Source organism: Pseudoflavonifractor phocaeensis (assembly GCF_016901955.1).
GTDB classification, from domain to species: domain Bacteria; phylum Bacillota; class Clostridia; order Oscillospirales; family Oscillospiraceae; genus Flavonifractor; species Flavonifractor phocaeensis_A.
In genome coordinates, this window is the sequence record NZ_JACJLC010000002.1 from 56,487 (window position 1) to 75,937 (window position 19,451).

A 19,451-nucleotide genomic window follows, 5' to 3' on the forward strand; every position below is an offset into this window, starting at 1 on the left:
CCGTCTGGCGCGCCCCGCTTGGGGTTTGGCTTACTTGCTGTGCTTCTTCACCAGGTAGTCGTGCATGGCGGCGGCGGCCTTCTTGCCGGCGCCCATGGCCAGGATGACGGTGGCGGCGCCGGTGACGGCGTCACCGCCGGCGTACACGCCCTCCCGGGTGGTGGCCATGGTCTCCTCGTCGGCCACCAGGCAGCCCTTCTTGTTGGCGTCCAGGCCGGGGGTGGTGGAGCGGATCAGGGGGTTGGGGCTGGTGCCCAGGCTCATGATGACGGCGTCCACCTCCAGCTCGAACTCGCTGCCGGGGACCTCCACAGGGCGGCGGCGGCCGCTGGCGTCAGGCTCGCCCAGCTCCATCTTGATGCACTCCATGCCCCGGACGCGGCCCTTGTCATCGCCCAGGATCTTCACCGGGTTGTTCAGGAGCAGGAACTCGATGCCCTCCTCCTTGGCGTGGTGGACCTCTTCCTTACGGGCGGGCATCTCAGCCTCGCTGCGGCGATACACCACATACACATGCTCGGCGCCCATGCGCATGGCGCAGCGGGCGGCGTCCATGGCCACGTTGCCGCCACCCACGATGGCGGCCTTCTTGATCTTCTTGATGGGGGTGTCGTAGGTATTCAGATAGGCCTTCATCAGGTTGATACGGGTGAGGTACTCGTTGGCGGAGTACACGCCGGCCAGAGTCTCGCCGGGGATGCCCATGAACATGGGCAGACCAGCGCCGGAGCCCACGAAGACGGCCTCATAGCCGGCCTCGAACATCTCGTCGATGGTGTAGGTCTTGCCCACCACCATGTCGGTCTCCAGATCCACACCCATGGCGGTGAGCTTCTCCACCTCGTTGGCCACGATGGCCTTGGGCAGACGGAACTCAGGAATACCGTATACCAGCACGCCGCCGGCGGTGTGGAAGGCCTCGAACATGGTAACCTGGTAGCCCAGCTTGGCCAGGTCGCTGGCACAGGTCAGGCTGGCGGGGCCGGAGCCCACCACCGCCACCTTGATGCCGTTGCTCTCGGGCTTGGCGGGCATCTCGTTGATGTTCTGACGGTACCAGTCGGCCACGAACCGCTCCAGGCGGCCGATGGCCACAGGCTCGCCCTTCACGCCCCGGACACAGTACTTCTCGCACTGGCTCTCCTGGGGGCACACACGGCCGCTGACGCCGGGCAGAGCATTGGTGTCGGAAATGATCTCATAGGCGGCCTTGAAGTCGCCCTCGGCCACCTTGGCAATAAACTCGGGGATATGGATGTTCACCGGGCAGCCGCCCACGCAGGGCTTGTTCTTGCAGTTGAGGCAGCGGGTGGCTTCCTCCATGGCCTGCTCCTTGGTGTAGCCCAGGCAGACCTCCTCAAAGTTGCGGCTGCGGACCTTGGGGTCCTGCTCGGGCACGGGGACTTTGGTCATACTCATATTCGGCATCGTTATGTACTCCCTCTCACTGAATCATCTGGTGGGCCAGCTGCTCCATACGGCAGGCATGGCGCTCTTTTTCCTCGGCCTCTTCCCCGCGGTAAACGGTGTTGCGGCTCATCAGCTCGTCAAAATCCACCTCGTGGCCGTCGAAGTCGGGGCCGTCCACGCAGGCAAACTTCATCTTGCCACCCACGGTGACACGGCAGCCACCGCACATGCCGGTGCCGTCGATCATGATGGGGTTGAGGGACACGATGGTCTTGATGCCAAAGGGCTTGGTCACGGCGGAGACGAACTTCATCATGATGATGGGGCCAATGGCGATGACCGCGTCGTACTGATTGCCCGCCTCGATGAGGCTCTTCAGCTTGTCGGTAACAAAGCCCTTCTCGCCATAGGAGCCATCGTCGGTGGTGAGATACAGGTTATCACAGGCGGCCTTGAACTCCTCCTCCAGGATGACGATGTCCTTGGAGCGGAAGCCGGCGATGACGTCCACCTGGATGCCCTGGGCGTGGAGGCTCTTGGCCTGGGGATAGGCAATGGCGCAGCCCACGCCGCCGCCCACCACGCAGACCCGCTTGGTGCCCTCAGGCAGCTCGGTGGGCAGACCCAGGGGGCCCACGAAATCCTTGATGTAGTCGCCTTCGTTCAGGTCGCCCAGCAGCTCAGTGGTCAGGCCCACCTTCTGGAAGATGATGGTGACGGTCCCCTTCTCCCGGTCATAGTCAGCAATGGTCAGGGGGGTGCGCTCTCCATATTCATCCACCCGCAGGATGATGAACTGGCCCGCCTGGGCCTTCTTCGCGATGAGAGGGGCCTCCACTTCCATCAGCGTGACGCTGGGGTTGAGGACCTTTTTCCGAACGATTTTTACCATGTACTTCAACCTCGCCTTTTTCGCCCCCCATCTGTCCGGGAGGCTCTTTTTCCTTCATTCCCATTTTCTCTCAGAAAAATGCCTGTAGGAAGCAAACATTTTCCATATCAGAAAAACCATATCAGCTTTTACCCCATTTGTCAAGGCAGATACTAACCGGTTAGTACAGTTTTTTTACTTGGCATACACCCATTGGATGGCAATGGAAAAAAATCCATCCCGCAGTCCCGCCTCTACCCGGCAGCCCATCTGCTCCGCCAGGGCCTTTACAATGGCCAGCCCCAGACCGGTGTTCCGGCCGGTACGCATTTTATCCGAGGTAAAAAAACGATCGAAAACGCGGGGCAGGTCCTCCTCCGTCAGCTCGTCGGTCTGGTTGGCAAAGAGGCTCACCACCCCATCCCCTTCCCGGTAGAGCTTTACGGTCATTTTTCCCTTGCCGTGATCCAGGGCGTTGCGGATCAGGTTGGTGAACACCCGCAGCACCCCGCCGCTGTCCGCCAGTACGGGAGGCAGGCGCTCCTCCAGCTCCACCGTCATGTCGAAGCCCTTTTCGGTAAAATCCCCGTAGAAGGCGGCCAGCAGACCGGACAGGCTGGCGTACAGGTTCACCGGCTCCCGGTTCAGGGGGAACTCGCCCCCCTCCAGCCGGGACAGGTCGTAAAACCCGGTGATGAGGCTCTGGAGGGCACGGGCCCGGCTCTCCACCACCTCCAGGTACTCCAGCCGCTCCTCCTCCCCCAGGTCCTCGTCCTCCAGCAGCTGGAGATAGCCCAAAATGGAGGTCAGGGGGGTGCGCAGGTCGTGAGACACGTTGGCGATCTGGCGGCGAAGGGACTGCTCCCGCTCCCGCCACCGGGACTGGTCCTGCCGCCGCAGCTCCAACAGCCGGTTGACCTGCTCCAGCAGGGCCTCGGCGCTTCGGTTGGGCACCGCCAGCCGCACCCTGGCGTCGCTGTCCCCCCGGCTCTGCTCCGCCAACTGTGCTGCCGCCGCCCGCAGGGCCTTCCGCTGGGTCCACGCCCACAGCCCCAGCCCACAGCTGAGCAGGGACAGCAGAATACACAGGATCAGCAGCATCCCCATTCCTCCTTTTCAACCCAAGGAGGCGTGCCGCAGATGCGGCACGCCCAATGGCACAGTCTTATTTGATTTCCCGCCGGCGGAACCACAGCAGGCCCAGGCCGGTGGTCAGGATAAACCAGCCCATCCCGATGGTCCAGCACCAGAGCAGGTACTCCCCTGTCAGCCAGTTAGGCAAAAAGCTGGGCACCAGCAGTGATGCCGGCATGACGATTGCCTGGAGAAGCCAAGCGGTCTGCCCGCTTCCCCACATCCCGGCCAGAGCGGCCAGGATGGGCTGGCCGAAAAAGCTGAGCAGGTAGTAGCCCGCCATCCAGCCCGCCGTGCTGGGTATGGCCATGGCCATCAGGTGACACAGGCTGTATACTCCGCACCACACCGGCAGGGAGCCCAGCAGGGCGAAACCCACTGCCGCCAGGGCCGCCAGATCGTTGCTCCCATCTCCGTGGGGCAGGACGAGCCAGCCCACCAGCAGATAACCCCCAATGAGGGTCAGGCAGAGCCCCAGGCCCAGCAGCAGTCCCGCCGCCAGCTTGCCCAGGTAGATCCGCCCCCGGGCCAGGCCGAAGGAGACCTCGTTTTTCATGGTGCTCAGCACCCCGCCGTCCACCACCTGGGCAATGAGGGGGGCCACCAGCATCCCCAGCAGCATGGTGGCGGCGGCGGCGGAGGCCATCTGGGCAAAATCCTCCGCCACCAGCATGAGGGCGGTAAACAGGCCGGTGAGCGCCGCCAGCAGGACGGCCAGCACATACAGGCCCTTGGTACGGGAGGCTTTCCACAGCTCCGCCTGGATATAATTGAGCATGGCAGTCCCTCCCCGTGGTTTGAATCAACGGATCTCTTTCTTCCGGAAGGCCAGCAGGCCCACCACCGTGGCCCCCACCAGCACCGCCATGCCCACGATCCAGCACAGGCCCACATAGTCCCACTGGAACGCGTTGGCGCTCAGGTTTTCCAGCATGACGGCGGGCATGTACTGGCGCACGGTCTCAAAGACCGGATGGATCAGGATGCCGCACAGCTGGAGGATGGGGGGCACCACCCCCAGCAGGCCCACTGCCAGAAAGGCGGCCATGGTGGAGCTGCGCACCAGGAAGTAGCAGGCCAGCACCACCCCCTGGCCTCCCAGCCACAGGGGCAGGGAACCCGCCAGGGCATAGCCCACCGCGTTCAGTGCCAGCTGGTCGGACTCGTTATGGGGGAGCAGCGCCCAGCAGCCCAGCACATAGAACCCCAGCATGACCAGAGCGGCCAGCACCGCCACCAGGGTGGCCACCGCCAGCTTGCCCAGGTAGATCCGCCCCCGGGGCAGGCCGTAGGCCACCTCATTTTTCAAGGTGTTGTGCTTGTGCTGCTCGGAAAAGACCATGTCGCCGGTGAGAATAGTGGCGTACAGGCCGATGCTCATGAGCATCACCAGGGTGATAATGGCAGAGTGGAAATCCATGCCGGCGTTGCCGTTGGAGGAGGTGAACCAGCACCCCCACACCAGCAGTCCCTCCAACACCAGCACCACCAGCAGGGTGAGGTAGAGATATTTTCTGTGAAAGACCTTGTAGCACTCGGCAGCCAGATAGTTACGCATGGCGGACACCCCCGATCATGGACAGGAAGTAGTCCTCCAGGTTGGCCCCCCGGCTCTCAATGGACAAGAGGCCCACGCCGCCCTCCACCAGGGCCTTTGCCACCGCCTGGGGCCGGTCCAGCTCCTGGTACAGCCGCAGCAGGTTGCCGGGCAGCACCTCATAGTCCCTGATGTTCAGCCGCTGCTCCAGCACCAGGGCGGCGGCGGAGGGGTCGTCCACCCGCGCCTCGATGCAGGCCCGGCACTTCTCCTCCAGGGCCTGGGCGGAGATCTGCTCCAGCATGACCCCGTTGTCGATAAAGCCGTAGCAGGTAGCCAGGTTGGCCAGCTCGGGCAGGATGTGGCTGGAGATCAGGATGGTGGTCTGCCGCTCCCGGTTGAGCTTGAGCAGCAGGTTGCGGAACTCCACGATGCCCTCCGGGTCCAGGCCGTTGATGGGCTCGTCCAGCAGCAGGAAGTCAGGCCGGTTCATCAGGGCCAGAGCCAGCCCCAGCCGCTGCTTCATGCCCAGAGAAAAGTTCTTGAAGGTCTTTTTTCCGGTGTCCGCCAGGTCCACCTCCTCCAGCACCTGGTCCACCGTTCCCTTACCGGGAACCCCCCGCTGGATGCGGTAGTATTCCAGGTTCTGCCTGGCGGTGAGATAGGGATAGAAGCTGGGGGTCTCCACCATCACCCCGGTGCGGGCCCGCATCCGGGAGAGCTCCTTTCCGGTAGCCCCGAAGAGGAAGATCTCCCCCGCCGTGGGCACCGTCTGGGCGGATACCATGCGGATGATGGTGGTCTTGCCCGCCCCGTTGCGGCCTACCAGGCCGTAGATCTGACCCTTCCCCACGGTGAGCTCCACCCGGTCTGCCGCCAGGTGATTGCCGTACCGCTTGGTCAGGCCCTTGGTCGCCAATACTGTATCTGTCATTGGGCATCAGCCTTTCTCTTAGTTTGTGATGCCAGTATAGCGGCAAGGGAACAACAGGTCTTTAAGCAAAGGTGAAGAATGTTTAAAGTTCCAAATCAGCGTTCCGGCGGTCACAGATCGCTCATTTTGAAGCCAATGCCCCACACCGTCTTGATGTACTCGGCGGGGCTGGCCTTGGCCAGCTTGGAGCGCAGATTGGAGATGTGGACGTTCACCGTGTTGTCATCCCCCATGTACTCCCCTCCCCACACCTGCTGGTACAGCTCCTCCCGGGTGAATACCTTCTTGGGGTGCTCCATCAGCAGCGCCAGGATGCGAAACTCCCGGGCGGTGAGGGCCACCGGCTGGCCTCCGGCAGTCACCGTCACCCCCTCCTTATCCAGCACCAGGTCTCCGTGGGTGAGCTGGCTGCCTCCGGCGCCCCGGTCGAACTGCTTGTACCGCCGCAGCTGGGCCTCCACCCGGGCCAGCACCTCCCGGTTGTCGAAGGGCTTGGGGATGAAGTCGTCCGCCCCCAGCCCCAGCACGTTCACCCGGTCCTCCAGTCCCGCCTTGGCGGAGAGGACGATCACCGGCATGGTCTTGCGGCGGCGGAGCCGGGCAATGAACTCCTCCCCCGTCAGGCCGGGAAGCATCAGGTCCAGCAGGATCAGGTCGTAGTCGTACTGCTCCACCCACAGGGCGGCCTCGCTGCCCGAGTAGGCCGGGCGGCACTGGTACCCCGCCCCGGTGAGGATCTTGCACAGCAGGTTGTTGATGTCCTGGTCGTCCTCCACCACTAAAATATGATAGGTATCCATACCGTTCCTCCTACTTTACTCGCAGTCGGCGGGCCAGCTCCTGGTCCGGGTCCACCACGGCGGTCTGATAGGTGGTGTACACCACCATGCCCGGCCGGGCCCCGGCGGGCTTTTTCACATATTTCACCGGGGTGTAGTCCACCGGCACCCGGGTGCTGTCCGCCGCCTGGGAGAAGGTAGCCGCCAGGATGGCGGCCTCGGTGAGGCTCTGGGCGTCGGCCTCTCCCCCCTCCAGCCACAGGATCACGTGGGAGCCGTGGATCTTCTGGGTATGGAGCCAGATATCGCTCTTGTAGGCCATCTTGGTGGTGAGCTGGTCGTTCTGGCTGTTGTTCTTGCCCACGCTGATCCGCAGGCCGGTACTGGAGCGGAACTCCATGGGCTTGCCCGCCACCCGCTTCTCCCGCTTGGCAGCGGTCTTGGGCCGGCGGAGATAGCCGGTGTCGGTGAGCTCCTGGCGGATCTCCTGGAGATCCCGCTCCCCCTCTGCCAGGCTCAGGTTCTCCAGCACGCTGTTGAGATACTCCAGCTCCCGCTCCCCCTTCTCCATGAGGATGGTGAGCATCTCCTCCGCCTTCTTGGCCTTGTTGTAATCCTTATAATATTTGGCGGCGTTCTGCTGGGGGGTAAGCAGAGGGTCCAGCTTAATGTCGATCTCCCCGCCCTCCGGGTCGTAGAAATTCTGGGCCCGCAGCATCCCCATCCCCCGCTCCATCCGGTGGAGGTTGGAGGTGATGATGTCCCCCTGCTCCCGCAGGCGTTCCCGCTCCCAGGTGGCGGCCAGCTCCTTCTCCTGGTTGGCCAGCTTGCGGGCGGTGCGGTCCCGGGCGTTGGTCACCGCCTTTACCAGGTCCTGGCCCTTCTGCTTCACCCGCTCCGCCGCCTCCCGGCGCTCATAGAAGCTGTCCAGCAGGGCGGAAAAGCTGTCCTGGCGGATGCTCTCGGTCTGAGGGCCGTATTGGAGGATAGGCAGAAAGGTAAAATCCACCGGCTTGCCCTCCCGCGTCAGGAGGTATGGTGTAAAGTTATTTTCCTGTACATCTTTTCGGAGCTTGTCCAGCTCGATGCGAAGGCCCTCCTGCCCGCCGGCCCGGAAGGCGATCTCCCGGGCAATGAGGGGAGAAATGCCGCAAAAGCTGTCCAGAATCAGCTTGTCCGGCTCTTTTTGTGTGGGATTTTCCAGGGCGGCCGCCAGGGTATCCTCATCCGCTGTAATGGGGTTTACCTTGTCAGGCGCGGGGGGCTGCCGGTAGAACAAACCGGGCAACACCTGCCGCTGTCCCCGGGAAATATCCCCATCGATCCTGCGGATACAGTCGATGATCCGTCCCTCCCCATCCAGCAGGATCAGGTTGGCCGAGCGGCCCATGGCCTCCAGCACCAGCCGGCGCTCCACCCGGTCCCCCAGCTCGTCAATGGTCTCCAGGCGGAAGTCCAGAATGCGCTCCATAGGGGGCTGGCTCAGCTCCAGGATACGCCCTCCCAGCAGATGCTTGCGCAGGAGCATACAGAACATGGGGGGCTTGTCCGGGTTTTCCCGGGTGAGGGTGGTGAGGTGGGCCCTGGGGTGGCCAGGGTTGGCCGACAGCAGCAACCGCAGATTCTCCCCCTTACCCCGAAGGAAGAGCACCACCTCGTCCCGGGTGGGCTGGTATATTTTGTCGATCTTGCCTCCCACCACCGCCCGGCGGAGCTCCTCCGCCACGGCTGTGAGACACAGTGCGTCCAATGGCATTTACGCGTCCTCCATCATGATGGCAAAAAGTTGATTGAGCCGGTCGGTGCGTCCCTGAAGCCACAGCCAGCCGAACAGGGCCTCCAGTCCGGTGGCGGCCTGGTAGTCCGCCCGGCTGGCGGCCTGGGGCACGCTGTGGGGGCTGGTGTTCCGGCCCCGGCGGAACACGTCGTGCTCCGCCTCCTCCAGCACCGGCAGGATCTTCTCCACCGCTCTGGCCTGGGCGGGGGCGGCCACATAGCGGACGGTGGCCTTGTGGAGACCCCGGGAGGTAGCCTTGCCGTGAAGGCACAGCCAGGAGCGCACCATCAGCTCAAACACGCCGTCTCCCAGATGGGCCAGCCCCAGGCTGCTGATGCCCCGGATGGTGTCGGGCGCGGCGTTCAGATGAAAATAGTCGGTCATATCCATTCCTCATTTTTCTGATCTATTGTGCCAGTATACCGCAAAGCGGGACAAATTACAACTCCTCCCCCCGGGGACACCCCCCGGAACGGAAGGGGAACACCACATAGTCCCGGCCCTCCAGCCGCTCCAGCCGGGCAAAGCAGAACAGAGGGGTGAGGGGAAAGGGCTTTCCGGGGTCAAAGGGGTAGGCCAGCCAAAAGCCCCCCTCCTCCCGGCGGCAGAGGGCGCTCCTCTCACCCGCCGCACGGGCCAGCAGCGGCTCCCCCATAAGCCGGGCGGGATCGGGTTCACAGCGCCATCCCGCCGGAACGGCCGGCCTTTGCTCCGAAAAGGAAAAGGCCATGGCCGCCTCCGCCCCCTGGGGCGGCCATGCCCCGCAGCTCCTCAGCTGGGCCACCGGCAGGGTACGGCTCAGCTTTAAGACCCCGCCCTCGGGCACAAAGGTACCCACCAGTGCCTTTCCCTCTGGACCAATAAGCCAGCACTTGTACAGACCTCTTCCGTCGGCGGGGAGCTGGGCGGTGCATACCGCCCGGTCCCCGGTCTCCGCCACCGTCAGCCAGCCCCTTTCATCCGCCAGAGAAAACCGCCGCTCCATACCGCCGCCCCCTTTCTTCCATTGTATGCAAAAAAACACGGCGCAGAAATATGCGCCGCGTTTGTGACTTACATATGGAACCGACGCCGCACCTCTTCCCGCACGGCGGGGATGCGCCGGATGATGACCAGGGGGACGGCGACGCACACACAGATGGTGAGCACCACCAGGGACCAGGACAGGTCCACCACGCCGGTGAGCCAGCGGTCGATGAGAAACTCCACCCCCACCAGAAACACTCCCAGACTGCACAGCAGGATGGCGGCGGCGCTGATGGCCGAGCGGTGGTACACCCGCAGCATGAGAGAGAGGAGCAGCCACACAGCGCCCCCCCACAGGATGATGGGCACCGCCAGGCCGATGTACCAGTTCCACCCCTTCAGATCCAGCGAGATCAGATAGACATACAGCCCCACCGCCGCCACATTGATGATGCTGCGCAGCAGCAGTGGGATGCCCCGAATGAGCAGGGGGATGACGATCCACACCCACAGCATGATCACCGCTCCGATCACATAGAGTGACCACCCCCTGCCGGGCCGGAGGAAAAGGTTAAGCAGGCCGCAGCCGGCGGCCACACAGGCCAGCATCCCGGTAAGCGCCCAGGCCATGGCCCTCTTATGGATCGGGGGCACCTCTCCCGGCTGGGTCGGGAAGGGCTTGGGAGACCAGGAATCCACCGGATGGCCCGGATCCAGTACCGGGGTATGGCACAGGGGGCAGAAGGCGGCGGTGGCGTCCAGCTCCACCCCACAGTGAACACAATAGGACATGTCGATTTCTCCTTACTGACCGCTTGTTGACAGGCTTGCCACACGCAAAAACGGGAGCCTCTATTTTGAACGTTTCCTTGTCATACCCTCCACGATCCCCCCTGCGGCGATGACGCAGAGATATGTGACCATCCAGACCAACCACAATCGATTGATGACCCACCCTCTTGGGTCCATGCCGCCCCACTGAAAGATCACGCCCACAGCAAACGCGGCGGGATAGCCCACCGCCGTAAAGATCGGGATATATCTGCACTTAAACACAAGGGAGATGAGAAAGATCAGCCCGCCGGCGATCAAAAGGACCAGCGGCCAATCGTGCATACCGTGCAGATCCAACAGTCCGTATCTGCACACCACATAGCTGAGCAGCAGAATGGCCCCGCTTATGATCCAGATGGTTTTGTTCTTTTTCATATTCCGCCCTCCCCTCATCTCCCCCGGGAGAACCGGGCAACCATCACCGGCTCCGGTTGCTCTCCACCTTCACGTGGACCCCGTCCCGCACCAGAAAACGAAAAAATTCCCGCTCGGTGTCGGCCTCCTTCTGGGTGCCGGCAAAGGTGATCTCCATGAGGTCGCCAAAGCTGATAGAGGCGCAGTGGACCCGGGGCATGGTGGCTTGACCCAGGATGACCTCCATCCGCCTGATGTGGGCCTTCATCTCCTCCGGGCACTGGAAGGGGCCGGGATTGGTGTAGGTGCCCGAATAGGGCCGTACCCCCGCCATGTAGTAGCCGAAGGACACCACCGGGTTTTTCAGGGCGGCGGGCAGGATCTGAATCAGCTTGTTTTTGGCAAACTTCACGTTGCCCGCCAGCTCAGCCTGCATCCGCTGCCGGGTGATGTTCAGCCGCAGGTAGTGGTGGACCTGGCTGATGATCTCCTCAAAGGTATATTCCCCCAAACTGGGGTCGATGCAGGGCCGGACAGTAAGGATGAAATTGCGCAGGGTCTTGCTGGGAAACCAGGAGCGCAGGTTCACCGGGATAGCCAGGGACACCGGCAGCTCCCGGACAGGCCTGGCCCGGTGCTGCCGGTCCACCAGCACCTTCAGCAGCACCGCCGTCAGATACTCCGTGATGGAGGCCCCGTGGGCCGCCGCCCGCTCCTTCAGCTGGCGCACCGAGCAAAAGCCCATGGTCACGTTTAGGGTGTAAAAGGGCTCCGGCGTGCCGGTGTTGGGAAAGGCCTTCCGAAGCGTAGTGAACCGCCGTGCCTTCACGGTGGCGTACCGGGCATAGGCGTCCTCCAGCTCCTCCGGCCGGGGGGGCTGGTCCACATCCAGTACCCCGTGGGTATTGGGGATCTTATAGCCCATCTCCCGCAGATAGACCGCCAGCAGGGTCCGCAGTACCACCATGGCCCCTCCTCCGTCGCTGATGCCGTGGAACACCTCGATGGAGATCCGGCGGTGGTAGTAGAAAAACCGCACCAGCCAGCCATCCTCCTGGTCGAAGCGGATGGGCTGACAGGGATTGGAGATGTCCGGCCGCACAAAAGGTCCGGGAGCGTCGTTGAACTCCGAGTAGTACCAAAAGATCCCCTGCTTGATACGCACCCGGAAGCCGGGGAACCGGGGCATGATCTTGTCCACCGCCCGCTGGAGGGCGGCAGGGTCCACCTCATGGTCCATGACGGCGGAGAACCGGTACACGGCGGAATAGGTGTCCTTCTGGATGGCGGAATACACCACCGCCGCGTTGTCCAGACGATACCACTCCTTCTTGGCGCTTTTCTTCTCTCCCCGGGCCACGGCTCTCCCCCCTCTTATCTCATTTAGAATACCATATTCTACTCCCCGGTACAATAAGCAGAAGGGATTTCCAACCAACTTTCCATCCCCGCCAAAAGACAAAAAGGGACCGCCTAGGCGATCCCTTTTTGTCTTTTGGCTATTCTGTCGTACCGCTCGGCTGGCCCTTCTGGTCCGCCCTTCCGCCCATGCCGCCGCCAAAGCCTGTGCCAGAGCCGTATTGCAGACTGTCCAGAGTAACCTCCCTGGCGTTGTCTCCGGCGGTGACGGTGTAGGTCTCGCCCACGGTCAGGTCGGGGCAGCTGAGCACCACCGAGTTAAAGTCCTGGGGCGCCTGCCAGGTGAGAAGCACTGTGCCGGCGCTGTCGGTGAGCGTCACGGTACTGCCGGCAGTCTGGGCGTCTACCGTCAGCAGGATGGAGCCCTGGGTGGAATCGGCGCCAAAATTCTGTGCCATGGCGGAGCCTCCGGCCGCGATGACCGTGCCGCCGGTGACCACGGCGCCGCCGTCGCAGTCCAGGGCGGAGTCGCCACTGTTCTGGAGGGTGGACACCAGCACCGTACCCCCGGTGATGGTAAGGGACCCGTTGGAATCCAGCCCGTCGCCCTCCGCCTGGACCGTAAGGGTTCCTCCGGCAATCAGGATGGCGGCGTCGCTCTGGGTACCGAACCCGTCCTGTCCTCTGCCGCCAAAGCCGCTCTGATCATTGCCGCCGGCAGCGTTCAGGCCGTCATCGCTGGCCACGATGTCGATCTCACCACCGTTGACAGTGACCGTCAGGCCCTCCAGACCCTCATAGCTGGCGCTGATCTGGATCCGGCCATCCTCCACGGTGAGGGCCTCATCGGCGTGGAAGGCGTCGTCCCCGGTCTGGATGGACGCCTCGCCCCCCTGATAGAGCAGATTGCCATTGGCGTGGAAGGCATCGTCGGCGCAGTCCAGGGTAAAGCTGCCGCTGCACACCGTCAGGGCGGTGCCCGCCTTGAAGCCCTTGGTGCTGGCGGTCTCCTCCGTGGTCTCAGCCTGGGCGGCCTCCTCCGCCGGGGCCTCCGTGGCCGCCGCTGGAGTGCCGGCAGGCGCTTCCTCCTGAGGCAGTTCCAGGTCCTCCGGGGACGCGAAGGTCTGGCCCTCTTCTCCGGTCATGCCAGGCCGCTGATGACCTCCCATGCCGCCACCCATGGCGTCAGTGTGGGTCTCACCGCTGACGCTGCCGCCGCCGGTGGTAACGGTATAGGTCCCTCCGTCCACCTGCATCCAACCGCTGGCGCTGAACCCATCCCCCTCGGCGGTGACGGTATAGCTGCCGCCGCCCAGGTATACGTAGCCCTTTTCGCTGTCCTCTGTGTTGTCGCTCTGGACGCCGTCCTTACCGGTGGTCAGGATGAAGGTGCCGTCGGCGATACAGACGCTGTCCTTGCCGGACAGGCCGTGGCTGGCGGCAGTTACGATGTAAGTGCCACTGGTGACCACCAGATCATCCTTGCTCACCACACCGTGGCCGGCGGGGGACTCAATGGTCAGGGTACCGTTGCCGTTGAAGGTCAGGTCGGACTTGGAGAAGATTACTCCATCGATGTTGTTGTCGTCTATGGCGACAAAGTTGTCCCCGCCGGTGAGCGTGTTCACCGAGTCCTGGGCCATGGTCACAAAAACCTTATCGGCCTGGCGGACATACAGGGCGGCGCAGTCAGAGCAATGGATCTCTACCCCGTCCAGCACCAGCTGGACCTTGTCGGTGTCCTCCGCATCCACGATGACCATACCGTCCTCCATGCTGCCCGAGAGGATATAGGTACCCTCGTCGGTAATGGTGACAGTGGAGCCGTCGATGACCACGGCATCGCTGTCACAGACGGCGGAGCTCCCCGACAAGGTGATGGCGGCGGCGGTCTGCTCGTCATAGCCCACCTCCATATCCCGGTCGGAAAACAGGGAGATCTCCACGGCGGCGCTCTCCTGGGCGGAGGTCTCGGTAGAACCGTTTCCTCCTGTCCCCTGACAGCCGGTCAGCAAAAGGGCCCCCGCCAGTACCAGAGGAAATAGCCGTTTGGAATAGATCATATCGCACTCCTTTACAGTTCGCCCACCGTGCTCTCCTGCCGGGAGAGGGTGATCTCCAGGTTGCCGTTGCGGCAGCGCAGCTGGTCGATGAGCTCTTTTTCCGTGCCCGCCCGGTTGAGGGTCAGGTCATAGGTCAGCCGGAAAAGGCTGCCCATGTTGGTGGTCTTGACCTGGGTCAGCTCGTAGGAGGAGGCATACTGGTCCAGCAGCTCCTCAAAAACTCCGTTGTAGTCCAGATCCTCCGGGATGGTGATGTGGAGGGTCTTGTACCGGGCCCTGCGCTTTCCGGCTCCAAAGTCCACCTGACTGTAGACCATCATCACCAGCCCCAGCACCAGAGCGAAGAGGAAGCCGTAGGCAATATAGCCCATGCCGATGATCAGGCCGGCGCCCATAGCCAGGAAAATGGCGCCGATCTCCTTGGCGGAGCCGGGCACAGACCGGAACCGCACCAAACTGAAGGCCCCGGCCACCGCCACGCCGGCCCCCACGTTGCCGTTGACCATCATGATGACCACGCACACCGCCGCGGGCAGCAGGGCCAGGGTGGCCACAAAGCTGCGGGTATACCGGGTGCGGTACATATAGCATGCCGCCAGCAGCAGACCCACCGCCAGGGCGCTGACCACGCACAGCAGAAAATCGGGCACAGGGATCACAGTGGTCATGTCGGTATCGAACAGCCCGCGAAACAGATTGTCAAGCATAGCGCAGCCCTCCCTCCAGGTGGCTTGCCATCATGTCCTGATAGGCCGTGCCGTATTTGGAAAAGGAGGTCTTGTAGATCCCGCACCGGTTGAGCACATGGCTCATCCACAGGGGGATGCCCCCGGAGATCTTCAGCTCCATCAGGGTGCTGCCTTTGGCCAGGATGGGGGTGCCGTAGGGCTGGCTCTCCAGGGAGAGCTCCTCCAGCCGATAGAGGATATTCTCGTCAAAGGTCACCCGGCGGATGCGCAGCTTTTCCTTGTAGGCCGGCTTTTCCAGCGAGCGTCGGATCAGGCGGTAGCTTCCCGTGTCCATATAGATGTTGCGGATGGTAGTGCGGCCGTAGTTATCCAGGGCCATATAAGGTTCCATAGCCTCCAGCACCCGGGCCTTCTGCCTGGGATCCAGGAGGTATTTCAATTCGTAGCGTTCAAACGTGGTCTGAATTGCCATACTGCTTGCTCCCTTCCGTTGGAATGGGCACAGTATAGCCTCCCGTCCTTAACCGAGCCTTAATTATCCCCTTAATTGAACTTTAATAGGCAATATTCACCTAATATCTCAAAAAAGAACAGCGGAACCCGCCAATTTCGGCAGATTCCGCTGTATAAATCACACAGGAAAGGCGGCGGTGATCCGCAGCAGCTCCCCATCCCGGCCGGCGGTCAGCTTCCCCTTGTGGGAGGCCACCACGGCGGCGGCGATGGACAGTCCCAGGCCGTAGCCCCCGGTCTGGGAGTTGCGGGAGGGATCTCCCCGGTAGAACCGCTCAAAGAGCCGCTCCAGCCTCAGCTCACTCATCCCCTCCGTAGGGTTGGACACGGTGAGCCGCAGCCAGTTTTTCTGTCGCTCCAGCACGCAGGTGATCTCCCCGCCGGGGCTGGCATACTTCACGGCGTTGTCCAGGAGGATGGACACCAGCTTGCTCAGGGCGTTTTCATCCCCCTCCATGGACAGCATGGGCTGGACCCGGGCGGTAAGGGTTTTGCCCTGGGTGATGGCCACCGCCTGGAAGGCGGCGGCCGCCTCCTCCACCAGATCGGACAGGGGGAACTCCACCTTCTGCCGGGGGACCTGCTCCTCCTCCATCCGGGCCAGCAGGATCAGATCGTGGGTCAGGCCGGACAGCCGCCTGGTCTGGGCCTGGATGTCCTTCAGCCACTCGTTGTCCCCCAGGTCCATCTCCAGGATCTCCGCATCGGCGTTGATGATGGTGAGGGGGGTCTTGAGCTCGTGGCCGGCGTCGGTGATGAACCGCTTCTGCTTCTCATAGCTCTCCAGGAAGGGACGGACGATCCGCCCCGACAGGAAGATCAGCAGCAGCAGCACCAGCAGGGCTCCCGCCGCCGACACTCCCACACAGGTCAGCAACAGAGACCGGAAGCTGTCCAGGCTGCGGGTGCAGTCCAGGAAGAGCACCATGGTCTCCCCGTCATCCTGGTGGAGCAGGAAACGGTAGTCCTCCACAAACCCCCGTTCCTTTCCCCCAGTCCATACAGTCTGGGCGTACTGGATGGCGGTAGAGCTGTCCACCGCGGCGATCTTCCCCGTGTTCACGGTATTCACCTGACCCTCCCCATCCAGAGAGACAAAGAAATACCGGGTCTCATAGGGCATCTCGGGGGACATGGGGAAGTTCTTCTGCGCAGGCAGCTCCCCCCTGGGCCCGTCATGGTCCATCTTTGGGAAAAAGCCGTCGTTTTCCGCCAGCAGGGCCAGGGTGGTGTCTGCGTCGTCCACCACCTTGCGGTAGCTGATGACGCTGACGGCGGTCATGATGACCAGCAGTACCGCAAGCAGGGAGATCATGGCGGCCATGATGAGCTTGAAGCGGAGCTTTTTGATCATGTCTCTTCCTCCAGGGAATACCCGGCGTTGCGGGTGGCCTTGATATGGATGGTGGCCCGGAGGGCGGCCAGCTTCTTCCGCAGGTAGGACAGGTAGACCCACACCACGTTCAGCTCGGCCTCGCTGTCATACCCCCAGATCTTCTCCAAAAACCGTTCGGTGGGAATGAGGGTGCGGGGGTTGCTCATCAGCAGCTCCAGCATCTGGAATTCCTTGTTGGCCAGCCGGTAGCTGCCGGTGGGGGTGGACAGCTCAAAGGTGGCCCGGTCCAGGGTCACGTTTCCCATATGGAGCCGGGAGTCGGCCTGGGCGGTCTGCACCCGGGTCATGGCCCGGATGCGTGCCAGCAGCTCCCGCATATGGAAGGGCTTGGTCAGATAGTCGTTGGCCCCGGCGTCCAGACCCAGCACCTTGTCGTCCACTTCTCCCTTGGCGGTGAGCATCAGCACCGGAATGTGGTTGCCCCCCTGTCGGATGGTTTTGAGTACCGTGATCCCGTCCACCTTGGGCATCATGATATCCAGGATCACCCCGTCGTAGTTGTCGGCCTCCAGGTAGTCCAGGGCGGACTGGCCGTCATAGACCGCGTCTACGGAATAGTTGTTCCGCTCCAGGATGGTCACCAAAGCCTTGGACAGGGCCTTTTCATCCTCCGCCAGCAGCAGCCGCATGGCAAGCACCTCTTTCCCGTTCTATCGTCCCTATTCTACCGGAAAAACTTTAATCAGACTTAAAAGGCGGAGCTCTGCTCCCGCATAGCCCCGCCTTTCCTTACAGCAGCTCCGGATAGGCCTCCTGCCCCAGCCGCCAAGCCTCCCGATCAAAGAGCACCAGGTACACCGTCATCTGGTGGGACTCCAGGAAGTCCCGGATGGTATTCACCGCCACCTGGAGGGCCTGGGCCTTGGGATAGCCGTACACACCGGCGGAGATGAGGGAAAAGGCCACCGAGGCGCACCCCTGCTCCGCCGCCAGGGCCAGAGAGGTCCGGTAGCAGGACTCCAGCAGCGCCCGCTCCCCGTGCTGTCCCCCATGCCACACCGGGCCCACCGTGTGGATGACGTATTTGCTGGGCAGGCGGTAGCCCTTGGTGAGCTTGGCGTCCCCGGTGGCACAGCCCCCCAGGGTGCGGCACTCGGCCAGCAGCTCCGGTCCGGCGGCCCGATGGATGCAGCCGTCCACCCCGCCGCCCCCAAGCAGAGTCTCGTTGGCAGCGTTGACGATGGCGTCCACCTTCAATTTGGTGATGTCTTCCCGAATGAATTTCAGCGGCATATCCATCCCCCCATCAGGTTTCCTTGCCTGGATTGTACCCCGCCGGATCCCCCGCTGTCAAGGTCACAGGGGCTGGACGCGGGTACACAGCCGCTCCAGCAGGGCGGAGTTGTGGCTGACGATGAGCAGTCCCAGCTGCCGCCGCTCCGCCTGCTCCAGCAGAAAGTTCCACATCTGGGCCTGGGTGATCAGATCCAGCATGGCGGTGATCTCGTCGCACAGCAGATATTTCACCCCCGGCCGCAGGGCCCGGGCGATGCAGAACCGCTGGAGCTCCCCGCCGGACAGCTCGGTGGGATACCGCTCCAGCCAGGCGGGCTGGATGTGGAGGGCCTCCAGCAACCCCTCCTCCACCGGCCCGCCCTCCTTCAATGTGTCCCCCAGCTTCATCAGAGGGTCCACCGCTGTCTCCGGGTGCTGCCAGATCATCTGCACCGGGCACAGGCCCTTATACTCTCCCAGGGGTTTGCCGTCCACCAGCACCTGGCCTTTGTCCGGCCGCTCGTAGCCGGAAAGCAGTTTACATAAGGTGGTCTTGCCCCGGCCGCTGGGGCCGGACAGGCCCAGTCGCTCTCCGGGCTCCAGGCACAGGTCCACCCGGTCCAGCACCCCTTTTTTGCCCTTCCCCCGGTAACCGAAGGTCAGGCCCACTCCTTCCAGACTCATAGGTCCCCTCCTTCCGGGTACAAACAGCGCACCCTGCCCCCGTCCAGAGGACGGTAGGGTATCTTCCCAAGGCATTCCGGCCGCCTGCGGGGACAGCGAGGGGCCAAGGGGCAGCCCTCGCCCCCCTCCCCCGGCCCGGGCTGGGCCCCGGGGATAGGCACAAAGCCGTTCTGGGGTAAGGCGTTCCACAGGGCCCTGGTGTAAGGGTGGCGGAGCTTCCCGGCGGCAAAGTCGGCCCCGTCCGCTTCCTCGATGGTGACTCCCGCGTAAAACACCGTTACCCGGTGGGCGATGGTGAGGGCCAGCTCCAGGTCGTGGGTGATGAGGAGCACTCCCGCGCCCCCCTCCGCCAGCTCCCGGAAGTGGCCCAGCACCCGGCGGGCTGCCCGGGCATCCAGGCCGGGGGTGGGCTCGTCGGCGATGACCAGCCTGGGGGCGGCCTCGGCGGCGGTGGCAATGAGCACCCGGCGGGCCATACCCCCGGACAGCTCAAAGGGATAGAGGGTTTCCACCTCCTCCCCCAATCCATAGCGGTCCAGCACCCCCCGGAACCGGGCCCTGGTCTGGGGGTCCTTTTTGCCCTTGCGCAGCTGGGGCCCCACCTGCATCAGGGGGTCCAGGTAGGTCACCCCCTGGGGCACCAGCACCATTTCCTTTCCACGGACCTGCTCCGCCCGCCGCTGGGTGAGAGGTTGACCCAGGAAGTTGATCTCCCCGGACATATGGCTGTTATAGGGCAGGATACCCAGAATGCCGTGGGCCAACAGGCTCTTGCCCGAGCCGCTGGAGCCCACCACCGCCACCACCTGCCCCGGCCCGATGGTGAGGGACAGGTCCCGGATCACCGGCAGCAACACCTGATTGGTGCCCCGGCCATACTGAGTGAAGGAGATGGACAGTTCCTTCACATCCAAAATCGGTTCCAACTCCATCCCT

20 protein-coding genes and 1 pseudogene are annotated in these 19,451 nt (G+C 63.2%); all 21 read right to left on the reverse strand.

Annotated features, from left to right (window positions below; translation table 11 throughout):
* Positions 1 to 30: 30 nt before the first annotated feature.
* Positions 31 to 1,428, reverse strand: a complete 1,398-nt coding sequence (gene gltA, locus H6B51_RS00925; protein WP_204881886.1) for an NADPH-dependent glutamate synthase — start codon at positions 1,426 to 1,428, stop codon at positions 31 to 33.
* Positions 1,429 to 1,444: 16 nt separating this feature from the next.
* The gene (locus H6B51_RS00930) at positions 1,445 to 2,302 is read right to left on the reverse strand and encodes a sulfide/dihydroorotate dehydrogenase-like FAD/NAD-binding protein (RefSeq protein ID WP_204881887.1); all 858 of its coding nucleotides are present in this window, start codon (positions 2,300 to 2,302) and stop codon (positions 1,445 to 1,447) included.
* A gap of 174 nt (positions 2,303 to 2,476) precedes the next feature.
* A complete protein-coding gene (locus tag H6B51_RS00935; protein WP_243421080.1) occupies positions 2,477 to 3,382 on the reverse strand; it encodes a sensor histidine kinase in 906 nt (301 codons plus the stop codon).
* A 64-nt stretch (positions 3,383 to 3,446) separates the two neighbouring features.
* Positions 3,447 to 4,193 (reverse strand): hypothetical protein, encoded by a 747-nt coding sequence (locus H6B51_RS00940; protein WP_204881888.1) that lies wholly within the window; start codon positions 4,191 to 4,193, stop codon positions 3,447 to 3,449.
* Positions 4,194 to 4,217: 24 nt separating this feature from the next.
* On the reverse strand, positions 4,218 to 4,973 hold the full coding sequence (locus H6B51_RS00945; RefSeq protein WP_204881889.1) for an ABC transporter permease: 756 nt from the start codon (positions 4,971 to 4,973) through the stop codon (positions 4,218 to 4,220).
* Positions 4,966 to 5,886: an ABC transporter ATP-binding protein gene (locus tag H6B51_RS00950; RefSeq protein ID WP_204881890.1), complete on the reverse strand. Its 921-nt coding sequence runs from the start codon at positions 5,884 to 5,886 to the stop codon at positions 4,966 to 4,968. The genes H6B51_RS00945 and H6B51_RS00950 overlap by 8 nt, the downstream gene beginning before the upstream one ends.
* 110 nt (positions 5,887 to 5,996) lie before the next feature.
* Complete coding sequence (locus H6B51_RS00955; protein WP_204881891.1) at positions 5,997 to 6,686, reverse strand: response regulator transcription factor; 690 nt, start codon at positions 6,684 to 6,686, stop codon at positions 5,997 to 5,999.
* A gap of 10 nt (positions 6,687 to 6,696) precedes the next feature.
* Complete coding sequence (locus tag H6B51_RS00960; protein ID WP_204881892.1) at positions 6,697 to 8,421, reverse strand: Rqc2 family fibronectin-binding protein; 1,725 nt, start codon at positions 8,419 to 8,421, stop codon at positions 6,697 to 6,699.
* Positions 8,422 to 8,826, reverse strand: coding sequence for a Mini-ribonuclease 3 (locus H6B51_RS00965; protein WP_204881893.1), 405 nt, complete (start codon positions 8,824 to 8,826; stop codon positions 8,422 to 8,424).
* Positions 8,827 to 8,881: 55 nt separating this feature from the next.
* Positions 8,882 to 9,427 carry a hypothetical protein gene (locus H6B51_RS00970; RefSeq protein ID WP_204881894.1) on the reverse strand — a complete coding sequence of 182 codons (546 nt, stop codon included), beginning with the start codon at positions 9,425 to 9,427 and terminating at the stop codon, positions 8,882 to 8,884.
* A 68-nt stretch (positions 9,428 to 9,495) separates the two neighbouring features.
* Positions 9,496 to 10,200, reverse strand: a complete 705-nt coding sequence (locus tag H6B51_RS00975; RefSeq protein WP_204881895.1) for a DUF6320 domain-containing protein — start codon at positions 10,198 to 10,200, stop codon at positions 9,496 to 9,498.
* A gap of 60 nt (positions 10,201 to 10,260) precedes the next feature.
* Positions 10,261 to 10,617 (reverse strand): hypothetical protein, encoded by a 357-nt coding sequence (locus H6B51_RS00980; protein WP_204881896.1) that lies wholly within the window; start codon positions 10,615 to 10,617, stop codon positions 10,261 to 10,263.
* Between the two features lie 43 nt (positions 10,618 to 10,660).
* Complete coding sequence (locus H6B51_RS00985; protein WP_204881897.1) at positions 10,661 to 11,956, reverse strand: hypothetical protein; 1,296 nt, start codon at positions 11,954 to 11,956, stop codon at positions 10,661 to 10,663.
* Between the two features lie 139 nt (positions 11,957 to 12,095).
* A complete protein-coding gene (locus H6B51_RS00990; RefSeq protein ID WP_204881898.1) occupies positions 12,096 to 14,018 on the reverse strand; it encodes a carbohydrate-binding domain-containing protein in 1,923 nt (640 codons plus the stop codon).
* Positions 14,019 to 14,029: 11 nt separating this feature from the next.
* On the reverse strand, positions 14,030 to 14,725 hold the full coding sequence (locus H6B51_RS00995; RefSeq protein WP_204881899.1) for a DUF4956 domain-containing protein: 696 nt from the start codon (positions 14,723 to 14,725) through the stop codon (positions 14,030 to 14,032).
* Entirely contained in the window at positions 14,718 to 15,179 is a 462-nt protein-coding gene (locus tag H6B51_RS01000) for a VTC domain-containing protein (protein ID WP_204881900.1), read from the reverse strand. Before H6B51_RS01000 ends, H6B51_RS00995 begins: the two co-directional genes overlap by 8 nt.
* A 159-nt stretch (positions 15,180 to 15,338) precedes the next feature.
* A complete protein-coding gene (locus tag H6B51_RS01005) occupies positions 15,339 to 16,574 on the reverse strand; it encodes a sensor histidine kinase (protein ID WP_204881901.1) in 1,236 nt (411 codons plus the stop codon).
* Positions 16,571 to 17,245 carry a response regulator transcription factor gene (locus tag H6B51_RS01010; RefSeq protein ID WP_204881902.1) on the reverse strand — a complete coding sequence of 225 codons (675 nt, stop codon included), beginning with the start codon at positions 17,243 to 17,245 and terminating at the stop codon, positions 16,571 to 16,573. Before H6B51_RS01010 ends, H6B51_RS01005 begins: the two co-directional genes overlap by 4 nt.
* 106 nt (positions 17,246 to 17,351) lie before the next feature.
* Positions 17,352 to 17,849, reverse strand: a pseudogene (locus H6B51_RS01015) (O-acetyl-ADP-ribose deacetylase); the annotation flags it as partial.
* 63 nt (positions 17,850 to 17,912) lie between these two features.
* The gene (locus H6B51_RS01020; protein WP_204881904.1) at positions 17,913 to 18,515 is read right to left on the reverse strand and encodes an ABC transporter ATP-binding protein; all 603 of its coding nucleotides are present in this window, start codon (positions 18,513 to 18,515) and stop codon (positions 17,913 to 17,915) included.
* Positions 18,512 to 19,447 (reverse strand): oligopeptide/dipeptide ABC transporter ATP-binding protein, encoded by a 936-nt coding sequence (locus H6B51_RS01025; protein WP_204881905.1) that lies wholly within the window; start codon positions 19,445 to 19,447, stop codon positions 18,512 to 18,514. Before H6B51_RS01025 ends, H6B51_RS01020 begins: the two co-directional genes overlap by 4 nt.
* Positions 19,448 to 19,451 lie beyond the last annotated feature (4 nt).

Excerpts from the sequence above, each read along its gene's own strand:
- gltA (WP_204881886.1), bottom strand. The coding sequence starts at position 1,428 with ATGCCGAATATGAGTATGACCAAAGTCCCCGTGCCCGAGCAGGACCCC.
- H6B51_RS00930 (WP_204881887.1), bottom strand. The coding sequence starts at position 2,302 with ATGGTAAAAATCGTTCGGAAAAAGGTCCTCAACCCCAGCGTCACGCTG.
- H6B51_RS00935 (WP_243421080.1), bottom strand. The coding sequence starts at position 3,382 with ATGCTGCTGATCCTGTGTATTCTGCTGTCCCTGCTCAGCTGTGGGCTG.
- H6B51_RS00940 (WP_204881888.1), bottom strand. The coding sequence starts at position 4,193 with ATGCTCAATTATATCCAGGCGGAGCTGTGGAAAGCCTCCCGTACCAAG.
- H6B51_RS00945 (WP_204881889.1), bottom strand. The coding sequence starts at position 4,973 with ATGCGTAACTATCTGGCTGCCGAGTGCTACAAGGTCTTTCACAGAAAA.
- H6B51_RS00950 (WP_204881890.1), bottom strand. The coding sequence starts at position 5,886 with ATGACAGATACAGTATTGGCGACCAAGGGCCTGACCAAGCGGTACGGC.
- H6B51_RS00955 (WP_204881891.1), bottom strand. The coding sequence starts at position 6,686 with ATGGATACCTATCATATTTTAGTGGTGGAGGACGACCAGGACATCAAC.
- H6B51_RS00960 (WP_204881892.1), bottom strand. The coding sequence starts at position 8,421 with ATGCCATTGGACGCACTGTGTCTCACAGCCGTGGCGGAGGAGCTCCGC.
- H6B51_RS00965 (WP_204881893.1), bottom strand. The coding sequence starts at position 8,826 with ATGACCGACTATTTTCATCTGAACGCCGCGCCCGACACCATCCGGGGC.
- H6B51_RS00970 (WP_204881894.1), bottom strand. The coding sequence starts at position 9,427 with ATGGAGCGGCGGTTTTCTCTGGCGGATGAAAGGGGCTGGCTGACGGTG.
- H6B51_RS00975 (WP_204881895.1), bottom strand. The coding sequence starts at position 10,200 with ATGTCCTATTGTGTTCACTGTGGGGTGGAGCTGGACGCCACCGCCGCC.
- H6B51_RS00980 (WP_204881896.1), bottom strand. The coding sequence starts at position 10,617 with ATGAAAAAGAACAAAACCATCTGGATCATAAGCGGGGCCATTCTGCTG.
- H6B51_RS00990 (WP_204881898.1), bottom strand. The coding sequence starts at position 14,018 with ATGATCTATTCCAAACGGCTATTTCCTCTGGTACTGGCGGGGGCCCTT.
- H6B51_RS00995 (WP_204881899.1), bottom strand. The coding sequence starts at position 14,725 with ATGCTTGACAATCTGTTTCGCGGGCTGTTCGATACCGACATGACCACT.
- H6B51_RS01000 (WP_204881900.1), bottom strand. The coding sequence starts at position 15,179 with ATGGCAATTCAGACCACGTTTGAACGCTACGAATTGAAATACCTCCTG.
- H6B51_RS01005 (WP_204881901.1), bottom strand. The coding sequence starts at position 16,574 with ATGATCAAAAAGCTCCGCTTCAAGCTCATCATGGCCGCCATGATCTCC.
- H6B51_RS01010 (WP_204881902.1), bottom strand. The coding sequence starts at position 17,245 with ATGCGGCTGCTGCTGGCGGAGGATGAAAAGGCCCTGTCCAAGGCTTTG.
- H6B51_RS01020 (WP_204881904.1), bottom strand. The coding sequence starts at position 18,515 with ATGAGTCTGGAAGGAGTGGGCCTGACCTTCGGTTACCGGGGGAAGGGC.
- H6B51_RS01025 (WP_204881905.1), bottom strand. The coding sequence starts at position 19,447 with ATGGAGTTGGAACCGATTTTGGATGTGAAGGAACTGTCCATCTCCTTC.